General features: G+C 74.7%; 12 protein-coding genes. 4 read left to right on the top strand and 8 right to left on the bottom strand.

The genetic code is table 11. From position 1 onward, the window contains the following. Positions 1–24 precede the first annotated feature (24 nt). From mnhG to AMK25_RS21815, 7 genes are all read right to left on the bottom strand, one after another. Entirely contained in the window at positions 25–360 is a 336-nt protein-coding gene (gene mnhG, locus AMK25_RS21785) for a monovalent cation/H(+) antiporter subunit G (RefSeq protein ID WP_073830240.1), read from the bottom strand. Next, positions 357–620 (bottom strand): monovalent cation/H+ antiporter complex subunit F, encoded by a 264-nt coding sequence (locus tag AMK25_RS21790; RefSeq protein WP_073830241.1) that lies wholly within the window; start codon positions 618–620, stop codon positions 357–359. The genes mnhG and AMK25_RS21790 overlap by 4 nt, the downstream gene beginning before the upstream one ends. Then, the gene (locus AMK25_RS21795; protein WP_073830242.1) at positions 617–1,264 is read right to left on the bottom strand and encodes a Na+/H+ antiporter subunit E; all 648 of its coding nucleotides are present in this window, start codon (positions 1,262–1,264) and stop codon (positions 617–619) included. The genes AMK25_RS21790 and AMK25_RS21795 overlap by 4 nt, the downstream gene beginning before the upstream one ends. Next, positions 1,261–2,766, bottom strand: a complete 1,506-nt coding sequence (locus tag AMK25_RS21800) for a Na+/H+ antiporter subunit D (RefSeq protein ID WP_073830243.1) — start codon at positions 2,764–2,766, stop codon at positions 1,261–1,263. Before AMK25_RS21800 ends, AMK25_RS21795 begins: the two co-directional genes overlap by 4 nt. Continuing rightward, positions 2,763–3,242, bottom strand: a complete 480-nt coding sequence (locus AMK25_RS21805; RefSeq protein WP_073830244.1) for a Na(+)/H(+) antiporter subunit C — start codon at positions 3,240–3,242, stop codon at positions 2,763–2,765. The genes AMK25_RS21800 and AMK25_RS21805 overlap by 4 nt, the downstream gene beginning before the upstream one ends. Continuing rightward, complete coding sequence (locus tag AMK25_RS21810; protein WP_073830245.1) at positions 3,239–6,073, bottom strand: Na+/H+ antiporter subunit A; 2,835 nt, start codon at positions 6,071–6,073, stop codon at positions 3,239–3,241. The genes AMK25_RS21805 and AMK25_RS21810 overlap by 4 nt, the downstream gene beginning before the upstream one ends. Before the next feature lie 295 nt (positions 6,074–6,368). Next, a complete protein-coding gene (locus AMK25_RS21815; protein ID WP_073830246.1) occupies positions 6,369–6,689 on the bottom strand; it encodes a hypothetical protein in 321 nt (106 codons plus the stop codon). Positions 6,690–6,866: 177 nt separating this feature from the next. Between AMK25_RS21815 and AMK25_RS21820 the strand changes: the two genes are divergently transcribed. The 3 genes from AMK25_RS21820 to AMK25_RS21830 all read left to right on the top strand — a co-directional run bounded on the left by AMK25_RS21820 (position 6,867) and on the right by AMK25_RS21830 (position 13,001). Continuing rightward, complete coding sequence (locus tag AMK25_RS21820; protein WP_073830247.1) at positions 6,867–11,600, top strand: Lhr family helicase; 4,734 nt, start codon at positions 6,867–6,869, stop codon at positions 11,598–11,600. 40 nt (positions 11,601–11,640) lie between these two features. Continuing rightward, on the top strand, positions 11,641–12,144 hold the full coding sequence (locus AMK25_RS21825; RefSeq protein WP_143194774.1) for a GNAT family N-acetyltransferase: 504 nt from the start codon (positions 11,641–11,643) through the stop codon (positions 12,142–12,144). 95 nt (positions 12,145–12,239) lie between these two features. Beyond that, positions 12,240–13,001 carry an SAM hydrolase/SAM-dependent halogenase family protein gene (locus AMK25_RS21830; RefSeq protein WP_073830492.1) on the top strand — a complete coding sequence of 254 codons (762 nt, stop codon included), beginning with the start codon at positions 12,240–12,242 and terminating at the stop codon, positions 12,999–13,001. A 133-nt stretch (positions 13,002–13,134) separates the two neighbouring features. Here AMK25_RS21830 and AMK25_RS21835 read toward each other — a convergent pair whose 3' ends face one another. Then, positions 13,135–14,385, bottom strand: coding sequence for a hypothetical protein (locus tag AMK25_RS21835; protein WP_073830493.1), 1,251 nt, complete (start codon positions 14,383–14,385; stop codon positions 13,135–13,137). Between the two features lie 108 nt (positions 14,386–14,493). On the opposite strand from AMK25_RS21835, the gene AMK25_RS21840 reads away from it, so the two are divergent. Beyond that, the gene (locus AMK25_RS21840; protein WP_143194775.1) at positions 14,494–15,285 is read left to right on the top strand and encodes a DNA-formamidopyrimidine glycosylase family protein; all 792 of its coding nucleotides are present in this window, start codon (positions 14,494–14,496) and stop codon (positions 15,283–15,285) included. Positions 15,286–15,290: the final 5 nt, after the last annotated feature.

Here is a 15,290-nt window from a genome sequence, read left to right on the forward strand (position 1 = left end):
CGGGAACCCTCCCCCACGTCCGGTTCACCGCCCGGCCAGCTCGTCCACGTCCAGCAGGCTCCGGTCGACCCGGCCGGACCGGTAGGCCGCCCGCCCGATCATCTGCGCGGCGACCGGCGCGGTGGAGAGCTGGAAGATCGCCACCAGGACCAGCATGCCCAGGTCCGAGGGGGTACGCAGGCGCAACGCCAGCCCGGCCAGGAGCAGCAGGACGCCGAGCACCTGCGGCTTGGTGGCCGTGTGCATCCTGTCCAGCACGTCCGGGAAGCGGACCAGCCCGATGCCGGCGACCAGCCCCAGCACCGCCCCGGCCAGCAGCAGGACCCCGCCCGCCCAGTCCGCGATCGTGCCGGCACTCATGATTCGGCCCGGACCGCGAAGCGCACCAGCGACACCGACCCGATAAAGCCGAGCAGGGAGAGCACCACGAGCACGGGCAGCGTGGTGGCGTGCCGGTTGACGGCGGCCTCCGCCCCCACCGCGGCGAGCATCGCCGTCAGCAGCAGGTCGGCGCCGACGACCCGGTCGAGCAGGGACGGGCCGCGGTAGATGCGGGCCAGGGCGAGCAGCGCGGTGGCCGAGAGCAGCACGGTGAGCGCGACGGCGAGCAGGACGGTCACGGGTTCCTCCGTTCGACGGGTTCGAGGTCGAGCCGGCGTACCTCGGCGGGAGATCCGATGGCGCGGACGATGCGCCGTTCGACGGCGAGCACGCGCTCCCGGCTGCCGCTCACGTCCTCGGGTCCGCGCACGTCCAGCACGTGCACGTAGAGCACGCCCCGGACCCGGTCGACGTCGAGGATCAGGGTGCCCGGCACCAGCGAGATCACCTCGGCGGTGAGCGCCAGGTTGAGATCGGTGCGTACGCGCAGCGGCACCGCGATGATCGCGCCGCGCGGGCGGTAGCCGAAGCGCAGCGCGACGGCGGCGACGTGCAGGCTGGCGCTCACCAGTTCCGCGATGAAAATGACAAGGAACACCAGTAGCGCGCGGGGGCGGAACCGGCCGCCGAAGGTGACCGGCGGCAGCGGGAAGAACAGCAGCACGGCCACTCCGACCACCAGCCCGGCGATGAGGTTGCCCACTGACACGTCGCCCCACAGCAGCAGCCACGCGGCGACCAGCCAGCCGAGCGCCAGCGCCTGGTCGCGGCGCCGCCCGCCCCGGCCCACCACCTGAATCGGCGCGTGCGGCTCAGGCGCGGCCCGGGGTACGCCCTCCGGCTCACCGGTCGCGCCCCGGCCCGGGGGCAGGTCGTCGGTCACGGCACGTCCTGGGGCAGGACCGCCCGCACGTACGGGGTGCGTTCGCGCAGGTCGGTGGCCGCGTCCGCGGTGACCTGGAACAGCGGCCCGGCCACCAGCGTGAACAGCACGCCGAGCGCGACCAGGGCGGTGGTGGCGCCGACCATCAGGCCGGGCAGCCGGGCCGGCACGGTGGTGGAGGCCAGCCGGGGCTCCCGCCAGAACGCGATGTTCCACACCCGGGAGGCGGCGTAGAGGGTGAGCAGGCTGGTCAGCGTGCCGGCCCCGACGAGCACGGCGGGCAGCGTCCCGCCCGCCGCCACCCCGGCCTGGAGCAGGCCGAGCTTGCCGAGGAAGCCGGAGAACGGCGGGATGCCCGCCAGGTTCATCGCCGGGACGAAGAAGAGCACGCCGAGCATCGGGGCGATCCGCGCCAGCCCGCCGATGCGCCGCAGGTCGGTGCTGCCCGCGCGCTCCTCGACCAGGCCGGCGACCAGGAACAGCGTGGTCTGGATGGTGATGTGGTGCACCACGTAGAAGATCGCCCCGGACAGTCCGGCGACGCTGCTCAGCGCCACCCCGAAGATCATGTAGCCGATGTGGCTGACCAGCGTGAAGGAGAGCAGCCGCTTCAGGTCCGACTGGGCCACCGCGCCGAGGATGCCGACCACCATGGTCAGGCCGGCCACCACCATCAGCAGGCCGGCGACCTGGCCGCCGGGGAACAGCAGCGTCTCGGTGCGGATGATCGCGTACACGCCGACCTTGGTGAGCAGGCCGGCGAAGACGGCAGTCACCGGCGCGGGCGCGGTCGGGTAGCTGTCCGGCAGCCACGCCGACAGCGGGAACACCGCCGCCTTGATCCCGAACGCGAGCAGCAGCATCAGTTGCAGGGTCAGGCGTACGCCCGACGGCAACGCGTCCAGCCGGCCGGCGAGCTGCGCCATGTTCAACGTGCCGGTGGCCGCGTACACAAGGCCCACCGCGGACAGGAACAGCAGCGACGACAGGATGCTGACCACCACGTACGTCGAACCGGTGCGCAACCGCACCTCGGTGCCGCCCAGCGTGATCAGCACGAAGCTCGCGGCCAGCAGGATCTCGAAGCCGACGAAGAGGTTGAACAGGTCCCCGGCCAGGAAGGCGTTCGTCACGCCCGCGGTGAGCACCAGGTACGTGGGGTGGTAAATGCTGACCGGTGCGGTCTCGCCGGTCTCCCCCCGGCCCTGGCCGATCGAGTAGAGCAGCACGCAGAGCGTCACCGCCGAGGAGACCAGCACCATCAGCGCCGCCAACTGGTCGGCCACCAGCACGATGCCCACCGGCGCCGGCCAGCCCCCCACCTGCACCACCACCGGCCCGAAGCGGTACGCCTCGACCAGCAGCACCGCCGCGACCACCAGGACGCTGGACAGGCAGAGCACGCTCGTCCATCGCTGCAGGCGGGGCCGCCCGGACAGCAGGAGCGTGAGCGCCGCGCCGAGCAGCGGCACCACCACCGGCAGCGGCACGAGCCCGCTCATGTTTCACCGTCCCGGTGCAGCCGGCGGCGGGCCGGCTCCGGGTCCACCTGCTCCGGGTCGCCGTCCGGGCCCTCGCCGCCGTGGTCCGCCGTGGACACCTCGTTGCTCTCGGCGAGCCGGACGATCTGCCGGTCCTCCAGGTCGTCCTGCACCTCGTCGTCGCCGCTGGTGTACCAGCTCCGATAGGCCACAGCGAGCAGGAACGCGGTCAACCCGAACGTGATCACCACGGCGGTGAGCACCATGGCCTGCGGCAGCGCGTCGCTCATCTCGCCCTTTGACGTGGTACCCACGATCGGGGCCGCGCCGGACCGCCCGCCGAGCAGGATGAGCAGGTTCACGCCGTTGCCGAGCAGGATGATGCCGAGCAGGATTCGGGTCAGGCTGCGTTCCAGCAGCAGCGTGACACCGGCGGCGACGAGCACCCCGACCGCCAGCACCAGCACCATCGTCGGCGCGGCCGCCCCGCGACTCATGAGTGGCCCTCCCGCTGGACGACCAGCCCGCGTCCCGCCTCACCGGCCGCCTCCACGTGCCGGTCCACCTCGGCGCCCAGGCTGCGCAGGATGTCCAGCAGCAGCCCGACCACCACCAGGTAGACGCCGATGTCGAAGAAGATCGACGTGACCAGGTAGAAGTCGCCGATCACCGGCAGCCACAGGCCGACCTTGACGCTCTGCAGCACCTCGCCGGTCAGCACCAGGCCGAGCACGCCGCTGCCGACCGAGATGCCCAGGCCCGCGCCGAGCACTGTGCCGGCCCCGACCGGCGCCGCCTCGGCCAGCTCGTACCGGCCGCCGGCCAGGTAGCGCAGCGCCAGCGCGAGGCCCGCCACCAGGCCGCCCGCGAAACCGCCACCGGGGGCGTTGTGCCCGGAGAAGAGCAGGAACAGCGAGAAGATCAGTACGGTGTGGAAGATCAGCCGGGTGACCACCTCGAACACGATCGAGCGGCGCCGTTCCGGCAGCGTCTGCCCGCCGCGCAGCCACACCGTGCGCCGGTCACCGGCGCGCATCGCGAGCGGCCGGGGGCGGCGCGGACGCGGCCCGGTGCGGGAACGCTCGTAGATCAGGCTGGCCACGCCGGTCGCGGTCACCACGAGCACCGAGATCTCCCCCATGGTGTCCCAGGCCCGGATGTCCACCAGGGTCACGTTCACGACGTTGCGGCCGTACCCCTCGACGAGGGAGAGCTGGGGGAAGTCGGCGGAGATCGACGGCGCCCGGCGGGCTCCGGCCGCGGTCAGCGCCAGACCGGCCATCACCACGCCGGCGGCGATCCCGATGCTGCGCCGCACCCAGCGGCTGCGGCGCAGCGGACGGGCCGAGAAGCGTTCCGGCAGCCGGCGCAGCACCAGCACGAACACGGCGATCGTGGCGGTCTCCACCAGGAACTGGGTGAGCGCCACGTCCGGCGCGCCGTACAGGACGAACATCATCGCGGTGCCGTAGCCGGTGACCCCGACCAGCAGCATCGCGGTGAGCCGGCGACGCGCGCCGACCGCGAGCAGCGCGGCGACCGCGATCACCACGCATACCACGAGCTGGGCCGGGTTGTCCCAGGCCGCCAGGTCGACCCGCCATGGCGCGGTGGCGAGCATCGCCCCGCCGGGCACGAACACCAGCGCGAGCAGCACCGTGCCGAGGTACTGCGGCAGCGAACCGCGCTGGGTGGCGCCGGTGACCTCGATGGCGAGCCGGTCGAAGCCGTGCGTCACCCACTCGTACCCCTGGTTGCCGCCCACCGGCGAGCGCAGCCGCGCCAGCGCGGGCGCGAGCGGGGCGCGGACCAGGTGCAGCGCCACGCCGCCGGCCAGCACGAGGGCGGAGAGGCCGAGCGCCACTGTCGGCCCGTGCCAGAGCGCCAGGTGCTCCTCGACCGGTCCGAACAGCTCCGCGTACGGCTCGAACAGGCCGCTGAGCCACCCGGCGGCCGGGCCGGCGGCGAGCCCGGCCACGGCGAGCAGCGCCGGGGGTACGAGCATCGCGGCAGGCGGCCGGTCCACAGTCGTGTCGGCGACGCCGGGCCGGGTGCCGAACGCGCCCCAGACGAACCTGATGCTGTACGCGACTGTGAGCGCGCTGCCGGCCACCAGCACGGCGAGCACGAGCGGGTCGCCGGTGAACGCGGCGAGCACCGACTCCTTTGCCACGAACCCGAGCAGCGGCGGCACGCCGGCCATCGAGGCGGCGGCGAGCGTGGCGACAGTGGCCAGCACCGGCGCGGCCCGTCCCACACCGGACAGGTCCCGCAGGTCGCGGGTGCCCGCCTCGTGGTCGAGGATGCCGACGACCAGGAACAGCGCCGCCTTGAACAGCGCGTGCGCCGCCAGCATCGCCACGCCGGCCAGGGCGGCCTTCGCGGTGCCCGCCCCGAACACCACGGCGAGCAGGCCGAGCTGGCTGACCGTCCCGTACGCCAGCAGCAGCTTCAGGTCGGTCTGCCGCAGCGCCGCCCACCCGCCCAGCACCAGCGAGACCAGTCCGGCGACGACGGTGACCGGCCGCCACGGTCCGGCCGCGGCGAGCGCCGGGCCGAGCAGTCCGATGAGGAAGATGCCGGCCTTCACCATCGCCGCCGCGTGCAGGTACGCGCTGACCGGTGTCGGCGCGGCCATCGCCACCGGCAGCCAGGCGTTGAACGGGAACACCGCCGACTTCGCCAGCGCCCCGGCGAGGACGAGCAGCACCGCCAGCGCCAGATACCCGCCGCCGGGCAGCGGCGCGGACGCCACCGACGACAAGCGGTAGCCGCCCGCGTGGTGGCCGAGCATCAGGAACCCGACGAGCATGGCCAGGCCGCCCAGCGTGGTCACGGTGAGCGCCTGCGCGGCCGCCCACCGGCTGGACCGGCGCTCGGTGCTGTGCCCGATCAGCAGGTACGAGAAGACCGTGGTCAGTTCCCAGAAGACGTAGAGCAGCAGCAGGTCGTCGGAGACGACGAGGCCGAGCATCGCCCCGGCGAAGGCGACCATGACGGCGGCGAACCGGGCCAGCCCGACCGACCCGGGCTCGAAGTAGCGGGCGGAGTAGACCAGCACCAGCGCGCCGACGCCGCCGACCAGCAGCAGCATCAGCCAGGACAGCGTGGTGACCCGCAGCGCCACGTCGAGCTGAAGCTGCGAGATCCAGGGGTACGTCTCGACCACCGCGCCGCCGTCGCGTACCGCCCCGGTGTGGGCCGCCGCCCAGACCGCTGTGGCGGCCGGGGCGAGGGCGAGCAGCAGGCAGGCGCGCGGACCCCACCGGCGGACCAGCAGCGGGGCGAGCAGCGCCGCCACCAGGTGCACGATCAGCAGGACGAGCACGCGTACTCCCGGTCGAGGTGACAGCGCGCCGGAACACGCTGGGACACAACCGATCAGACGCCACAGACACCCCTAACCGCGCCCGTTTCCCCAAAAGCCACCCTTCCCCCCACCCCCACCTCCCACCACGCCACCCTCCCCGCCGCCCCGGCCCCGCCCCTCTCGCGTTGATCAAGGAGTTTGTGTCCGGAGACAGCACTCCTCACCACCCAAACTCCTTGATCACCGCGGAAGTGGGTCGGTGGGTGGGGAGGGTGGGGCACCCGAATTGCGCCCGGTGGACCGGCTGGGCTGGTCAGGACAAGGTGGTGGAGTCCAGTTGGCGGGCGGCCCGGTCGACGGCGCGCTGGGCGACGGCGAGCGACCGCAGCGGCAGCCGGGCGTCCCGGCTCTCCCGGCGCTGGACGAAGTAGTGCACAGCGGCCCGCACGCGCGCCCGGTCGGCAGCGCTGGAACGGGCGGTGGCGAGGATCATCTCGCGCAGCCGCCGGGCCAGATCCTCAGCCAGTTCGAGGTCGGGACCGCGCAGCCCGGCGCGGAGCGCGGCCAGCCGGCCGTCGACCTGACGGAGGAGCAGGTCGGTGCCGGGCCCGGAGCCTCGTTTCTCGACGGTCATCCACGCCTCCAGCCCACGCCGCATCGCGAGTGAAGTTACTTTATGTTGCAGTGCACAAGCAACCAGTTAAGTAAGACTTAACGGAACAACCTCCTATTTCCCTTCCTGAACGCCGTCGCCGGGACAGAACGCTCCGGCGATCGGCCGGATGTCACACCGGCGCGGCAGGATGGGGTCGTGGCGGACGAGGTGACCCGGTCAGGCGGGGTGCTCAAGGAGTTCGGCGCGGCGACCCGGGAATGGTTCACCGCGGCGTTCGCCGCGCCCACCCCGGCTCAGCAGGGCGCCTGGCGTTCGGTGGCCGCCGGACGCAACGCCCTGGTCGTCGCACCGACCGGCTCCGGCAAGACGCTCGCGGCCTTCCTCTGGTCGCTGGACCGGCTCGCCAAGGAACCTCCACCGGCCGACCCCCGCCGGCGCTGCCGCGTGCTCTACGTCAGCCCGCTCAAGGCCCTCGCGGTCGACGTCGAACGCAACCTGCGCGCCCCGCTCACCGGCATCCGCCAGGCCGCCGCCCGGCTCGGCCTGGCGCCGCCCGACGTCACCGTCGGCATGCGTACCGGCGACACCCCCGCCGACGAGCGCCGCGCCTTCGCCCGCACCCCGCCGGACATCCTCATCACCACGCCCGAGTCGCTGTTCCTGCTGCTCACCTCCGCCGCCCGCGACTCGCTGCGCGGAGTGGACACGGTCATCCTGGACGAGGTGCACGCGGTGGCGGGCACCAAGCGCGGCGCCCACCTCGCGCTGTCCCTGGAACGCCTCGACGCGCTGCTGGAGCGGCCCGCCCAGCGGATCGGGCTCTCCGCGACGGTCCGGCCGATCGACGTGTGCGCCCGCTTCCTCGGCGGCGCCCGCCCGGTCGACGTCGTGCAGCCGCCGGCCGACAAGACCATCGAGGTGAGCGTCCAGGTCCCGGTGGAGGACATGACCCGCCTCGACGAGCAGGAGCCACCGGAGGACGACCTGGGCGGGCTCGCCCCCCGCCGTCCCTCGATCTGGCCGGCCGTCGAGGAGCGCGTGTTCTCGCTGATCCGCGCACACCGGTCGACGATCGTCTTCACCAACTCCCGGCGCGGCGCCGAACGCCTCTGCGCCCGGCTCAACGAGCTGGCCGCCGAGGAGATCGAGGCGGCGCCCGCGCCGGAGGGCAGCCGCGTGGCCCGGGGCGGGGAGCCGGTGCGCGTATCCGATCTGCTGCCCGGAGACGACGGCCCGGCGGCCGGCGACGGCGGTCCAGGGGACGGCGCAGGGCCAGACGTCAGTGGTCCGGGCGATGGCGGCAGTGCGCGGCGGGGGGCGTTCGGCGGACCGGTGGGGCCGGTACGCGCGCCGCGGCAACCGGCGGAGGTGATGGCGCAGTCCGGCGCGGCGGCCGGGGCGCCGGCGGTGATCGCCCGGGCGCACCACGGCAGCGTGTCCCGCGAGGAGCGCAAGCAGATCGAGGAGGCGCTCAAGTCCGGCCGGCTGCCCGCCGTGGTCGCCACGTCCAGCCTGGAGCTGGGCATCGACATGGGCGCTGTCGACCTGGTGGTGCAGATCGAGGCGCCGCCGAGCGTGGCCGCCGGGCTGCAACGGGTGGGTCGCGCCGGGCACCAGGTGGGCGCGGTCTCGCGCGGCGTCGTCTTCCCCAAGCACCGGGGCGACCTGCTCTCGTGCACCGTGGTGGCCGAGCGGATGGGCGCCGGGGCGATCGAGGAGCTGCACTACCCGCGCAACCCGCTCGACGTGCTGGCCCAGCAGATCGTCGCGATGGTGGCGCTGGAGCCGTGGCGGCTCGGCGACCTCGCCGTGCTGGTCCGGCGGGCGGCGCCGTTCGCGGAGCTGCCCGACTCGGCGCTGCACGCGGTGCTCGACATGCTCTCCGGGCGCTACCCGTCCACCGCGTTCGCCGAACTGCGTCCCCGGCTGGTCTGGGATCGCGCCACCGACGTGCTGACCGGTCGCCCCGGCGCCCAGCGGCTCGCCGTGACCAGCGGCGGCACCATTCCCGACCGGGGCCTGTTCGGGGTCTTCCTGGCCGGCGCGGAGCGGGCCGCGCGGGTGGGCGAGCTGGACGAGGAGATGGTCTACGAGTCCCGGGTAGGTGACGTGTTCCTGCTCGGCTCGTCGTCCTGGCGGATCGAGGAGATCACCCCCGACCGGGTGCTGGTCTCCCCCGCGCCCGGTCAGGCCGCCCGGATGCCGTTCTGGAAGGGCGACCAGCTCGGCCGCCCGGTCGAGCTGGGCCGGGCGATCGGCGCCCGGGTCCGGGCGCTGCTGCGGCAGTCCGACGCCGACGCGGTGGCGGCGCTGCGCGCCGGTGGCCTCGACGACTGGGCCGCCGGCAACCTGATGAACTACCTGCGCGAGCAGAAGGCAGCCACCCGGTCGCTGCCGGACGACCGGACGGTGGTGGTCGAACGGTTCCGCGACGAGCTGGGCGACTGGCGGCTCGCCGTGCACTCGGTCCTCGGCGCGCGCGTCAACGGGCCGTGGGCGCTCGCGATCGGCCGCCGGCTGGCCGAGCGGTACGGCGTGGACGCCCAGGTCATGCCCTCCGACGACGGCATCGTGGTCCGCCTGCCGGACACCGCCGAGACGCCACCCGGCGCCGACGTGGTCGTCTTCGAGCCGGACGAGATCGCCCAGTTGGTCGAGGAGTCGGTCGGCACGTCCGCGCTGTTCGCGTCCCGGTTCCGGGAGTGCGCGGCCCGGTCGCTGCTGCTGCCGCGCCGCGACCCCCGACGGCGGCAGCCGCTGTGGCAGCAGCGCCAGCGCGCGGCGCAACTGCTCGACGTGGCCCGCGAGTACGCCGACTTCCCGGTGACGCTGGAGGCCGCCCGGGAGTGCCTCCAGGACGTCTTCGACCAGCCCGCACTGGCTGAGCTGATGCGTGACCTGGCTGCCCGCAAGGTACGCCTGGTCGAGGTCGAGTCCGAGCGCCCGTCTCCGTTCGCCAGGTCGCTGCTGTTCGGGTACGTCGGCGCGTTCCTCTACGAGGGCGACGCCCCGCTGGCCGAGCGGCGGGCCGCCGCGCTGGCGCTCGACTCCGGCCTGCTCGGCGAGCTGCTCGGCCGCGTCGACCTGCGGGAACTGCTCGACCCGGAGGTGCTCGCCGAGACCGCCCGCCAACTGCGCTGGCTCACCGAGCAGCGCCGCCCCCGTGACGCGGAGGACGTGGTCGAGCTGCTGCGCGTGGTCGGCGACCTGAGCCCGGCCGAGCTGGCCGAGCGGGGCGTGCCGGAATCCTGGACCGACGAGCTGGCGGCGGCCCGGCGGGTCCTGCGGGTCCGCATCGCCGGCGAGGACCGCTGGGTCGTCGTGGAGGACGCCGCCCGGCTGCGCGACGCGCTCGGCGTGGCGCTGCCCGTCGGGGTCGCCGAGGCGTACCTGGCGCCGGTGGCCGATCCGCTCACCGACCTGGTCGCCCGGTACGCCCGCACGCACGGCCCGTTCGCGGCGGCCACCTGCGCCGCCCGCTTCGGGCTCGGCGTGTTCGTGGTGGAGCAGGCGCTGCGGCGGCTCGCCGCGAACGGCCGGGTGGTCTCCGGCGAGTTCGCCCCGGACACGGTCGGCACGCAGTGGTGCGACGCGGAGGTGCTGCGCCTGCTGCGCCGCCGCTCCCTGGCCGCCCTGCGCCGGGAGATCGAACCGGTGCCGCCGCGCGCGCTCGCCACGTTCCTGCCCCGGTGGCAGCAGGTCGGCTCGTCGGCCCGGGGCGTCGAGGCCGTCGCCGCCGCCCTCGAACAGTTGCAGGGCGTGAACGTGCCGGCGTCCGCCCTGGAACGTCTGGTGCTGCCTGCCCGGGTCGCCGACTACTCCCCCGCCCAGCTCGACGAGCTGTGCGCCAGCGGCGAGGTGGTGTGGGCCGGCGCGGGCGCGATCTCCGGCGGCGACGGGTGGGTGACGCTCGCGTACGCCGACGCCGCGCCGCTGCTGCTTCCCCCGCCGGACGAGGCGCTGACGCTGACCCCGCTGCACGAATCCGTGCTCGACGCGCTCGCCGACGGGCAGGCGCTGTTCTTCCGCTCGCTCTCCGACCGGGTCGGCGCGACCGACGACGCGGCCCTGTCGGGCGCGGTGTGGGACCTGGTGTGGGCCGGTCACCTCACGAACGACACGCTCGCCCCGCTGCGGGCCGCGCTCGGCGCGGGCGGGGCACACCGGTCCCGGCCCTCGGCGCCGCGCACCCGCTACCGCCGGCCCGGCCGGGTGGCGCTGCCCAGCCGGGGCGGCCCGCCCACAATGGCCGGCCGCTGGTCCCGGCTGCCCGAACGCGACAGCGATCCCACCCGCCGGGCGGCCGCCCTGGCCGACCTGCTGCTGGAGCGGCACGGCGTGGTGACCCGGGGCGCGGTCGTGGCCGAACAGGTCACCGGCGGTTTCGCCGGGGTCTACCCGGTGCTGTCCGCACTGGAGGAACGCGGGGCGGCCCGGCGCGGCTACTTCGTGGAAGGGCTGGGCGCGGCACAGTTCGCGGTGCCCGGCGCGGTCGACCGGATCCGGGCGCTCGCCGACGACAACCAGGGCCGGGGCGGCCCGGCGGTGGTGCTCGCCGCCACCGACCCGGCGAACCCGTACGGCGCGGCGCTGCCCTGGCCCGAGCGCGTGGTCGACTCCGGGGACGGCGCGGCACCGGCCACCGGGCACCGGGCCGGGCGCAAGGCGGGCGCACTGGTCGTACTGGTCGGTGGTGACGTGGTGCTCTACGTCGAGCGGGGCGGGCGGACGATCCTGTCGTTCACCGACGACACCGACACGCTCGGCGCGGCCGGCAAGGCGCTCGCCGACGCGGTGCACTCCGGTGCGCTGGGCGCGATCTCGGTGGAACGCGCCGACGGGGAGGCCGTGAACGCGTCCCCGCTGCGCGACGCGCTCACCGCCGCCGGTTTCCGCGCCACCCCGCGCGGCCTGCGGCTGCGCGGCTGACCGCCCGGAGTTCCGGGGAGCGGGAACGTAGGGTGTGCCGGTGGCCTCGATCCGGGTACGCCAGGCGCGCGACGAGGACCGCGCGGCGCTGGCGGCGTTGCACGAGCGGGAGTGGGGCGGGCCGATCGTGGTGGTCCACGACACCCGCTACGACCTGCGTGACCTGCCCACGCTGGTCGCGGTGGACGAGACCGGCGCGTTCGCCGGGGCGCTGGCGTACCGGGTCGACGCCGACGGGCTGGAAGTGGTGAGCCTGGCCGCCTCGGCCCCGGGCGCCGGTGCGGGCACCGCACTGCTGGCCGCCGCCGCGGAGGCGGCCACTGCCGCCGGGGCGGACCGGATCTGGCTGGTCACCACGAACGACAACCTGGGCGCGCTGCGCTTCTACCAGCGCCGAGGGCTGCGCATCGTCGCTGTGAACGCGGGCGCTGTCGACCGGGCCCGGGCGGTCAAGCCGACGATCCCGGAGGTCGGCGCGGACGGCATCCCGCTGCACGACGAGATGCGCCTGGCCCGGCGCCTGGCCGGGGCGGACCAGCGATGAGCGGCCCGGCCGAACGCGCCAGGGCCGCCCCAGGCCAGGGCCACACGACGCCGGACGACGCGCGGCCGACGGGCGGCGGTCCGAGCTGTGTCTCGCTGACCACCGACTACGGGCTGGCCGACGGGTTCGTGGCGGCGTGCCACGGGGTGCTGGCACGGCTCGCCCCGGCCGTCCGGGTGATCGACGTGACGCACCTGATCCCACCCGCCGACGTCCGCCGGGGCGCTGCGGTGCTCGCGCAGACAGTGCCGTACCTGCCGTGGGGCGTGCACGTCGCGGTGGTCGACCCGGGCGTCGGCACCACTCGGCGCGGGGTCGCGCTCGCCGCGCCCGGCGGGCTGCTCGTCGGCCCGGACAACGGGCTCCTCGTACCGGCCGCGGAGGCGCTCGGCGGGGTGAGCGCCGCGGTGGAGCTGACCAACCCGGACTGGCTCGGCTCCGTCGTCTCCCGCACGTTTCACGGGCGGGACGTGTTCGCGCCGGTGGCCGCCCGGCTGGCGCTGGGCGCGCCACTCAGCGGGGCCGGGCCGGCGGTGGATCCGGGCACGCTGGTCCGGCTGCCGGAACCGGTGGTCCGCGCCGGGCCGGGCCGCCTCACCGCCGAGGTGCTGACCGTCGACCACTTCGGCAACGTCCAGCTCGCCGCGCCAGGCGCGCTGCTCGACGGCCTGCCGCCCCGGGTGCTGGTGAACGGCCGGGAGGCGGTGCACGGCCGCACGTTCGGCGATGCACCACCCGGCACCCTGGTGGTCTACGTCGACTCCGCCGGCCTGGTCGCCATAGCGGTGAACACCGGCCGAGCCGCCGGCACCCTCAAGACCACCCCAGGCGCCCTAATCACCCTCACCATCCCCTAGCCCTCGCCCTCTGACCCCCCGCGATCTTGCAGTTGGTGCCCCGACACAAAGGACAAATGCCTTACGAAAAGGGCCGAAACTGCAAGATCAACGGGGGTCAGGGGCGGGCGAGGGCGAGGGCGAGCGAGGGGGGTCAGCAGCGGGGGACTGTGCCGCCGTAGATCGAGGACAGGTACGCGTGGCTGACGTAGGTGCCGCCGACCAGGCGGTACCACCGCGTCGTCGTGCGGTACGTGCCGGCGATGCGCTGGCCGGTCACGTAGCACTGCACCGGCACGTGGGCGTACGTGGCGGCCAGGCCACGGCTGGTGTACGAGGTGCCCGCCCCGGCGCGCAGGTTCAGCGGCCCGGAGCCGACGACGGCCCGGGCCCCGCCACCGGTCCACAGCAGCGTCACGTCCACCCACGCGTTGTCGGTGAGCCGCAGCCCGTCCCAGAACGTGCCGTCGGCCAGGTCCAGCCCGGCCGGGTTGCGCACGGTGCGTCCGAACTGGTCCAGCCCGCCGTTGTAGTTGCTCTGGTAGGCCGCCTGGGCCTCGGGCCGCCCGCGCGGCAGGTCCTTCCAGTTCTCCCGGATGGACGACGGGTTCCACCAGTCGTCGCGGGTGTTCCACGGGCCGACGTCCCAGACCGGGGCGTACTCGCAGCGGCTTCCGCTGGTGGTGCAGACCTTGACGGTGTAGTCGCCGGTGCCGCGCGGGGACAGTCCGCGCCGGCTGGGCAGCGCCGCGAAGTGGTCCCGGGCACGCACTGTGTGCCCGTTGGCGGTGGTGCCGCCGACCAGGCCGATCCGGGTCGCGTACACCCGGTAGGTGAGCGCGGCGGCCGGCTGGACCGCCGTGGTGGCGACCCGGTCGGCGGCCAGCGTCAGGCCGGTCACTGTGGCCTCCGAGGCGGCGCCCCGGGTGGTCAGCACGACGCGCGCCTGCACCCGGCGGACCGGTTCGTCGAACACGGCCTCGGCGGCGTCCCGCCACTCGGTCCAGCCCCGGGCGCGCCAGCCGCGCACCTGGGCCACAGCCGTGCCCCCGTCGCCGGTGCTCGCGGTGAGCCGGGCGCGTACCCGGGTGGCGGGCCGGTCCAGGACGCGCGGCGCGGAGAGCAGGATGCCCTCGGCGACCGGGCCGCCCACGGCGGCCGGGCGGGTGCGGGCGGTGGGGCGGGGGTCGGCCAGCCGGAGGCGGCCGGAACGCCATGCGACGTTGACGTCGTCGCCGCCGGCGACGGCGAGGTCGACGGACCAGCGTTCGGGGTCGGGCGCGCCGGCGCGTGCCGGCACGACGGTGGACGGGGGCGCGGCCGACGCGGGCGTGCCGGGCAGTCCGGCGGCCACGGTGAGCAGGGCAGTCAGGGCGACGACGATACGACGTCCAGAATGAGCCATCAGCATTCTCCTCAGAACCCCCCGATCGTTGCGTTTCCGCTGATCAAGTGGAACCTCAGTACAAATGGCGACACATGCGAATTCTGTTCGGTAGGGGACAATGGCCGGGTGCCCGAAGGCGACACCGTCTGGAACACCGCGCGCGTCCTGGATCGCGCGCTCGCCGGGGCCCGGCTCACCGGGTCCGACTTCCGCGTGCCGCAGCTCGCCGCCACCGACCTGACCGGCTGGGCCGTGCGCGAGTCGGCCAGCCGGGGTAAGCACCTGCTGCTGCGCCTGACCGCGCCCACCGGGACGCAGTGGACGCTGCACTCGCACCTGCGGATGGACGGCGTCTGGCGCGCGTACACCCCGGGCGAACGCTGGACGGCGCGGCCGGCGCACCTGATCCGCGTGGTGCTCCGCTCCCCCGGCGCGGTCGCCGTCGGCTATCACCTGCACGAGCTGGCGCTGGTGGCGACGGCCGAGGAGGAGTCGCTCGTCGGTCACCTCGGCCCGGACCTGCTCGGCCCGGACTGGGACGCCGACGAGGCGGTACGCCGGCTCGCCGCCGAGCCGGAGCGCACCATCGGTGAGGCGCTGCTCGACCAGCGCAACCTCGCCGGGGTGGGCAACCTCTACAAGTGCGAGGTGCTGTTCCTGCGCGGGGTGTCCCCCTGGACGCCGGTCCGCGCGGTGCCGGACCTGCCCGGCACCGTCGCGCTGGCGCAGCGGCTGCTCGCGGCGAACCGGGGCCGCTGGACGCAGAGCACGACGGGGGTGCTGCGCCGGGGCGGCACCAGTTACGTCTACGGCCGCCGGGCCCAGCCGTGCCGGCGCTGCGGGGCCGCCATCCGCAAGGAGGAACTGGGCGAGCGGGTCACCTACTGGTGCCCGGTCTGCCAGCCCGACCGCGCCTGACGTAG

This window comes from Micromonospora sp. TSRI0369 (genome assembly GCF_001905625.1).
Taxonomy (GTDB): Bacteria; Actinomycetota; Actinomycetes; order Mycobacteriales; family Micromonosporaceae; genus Micromonospora; species Micromonospora echinospora_A.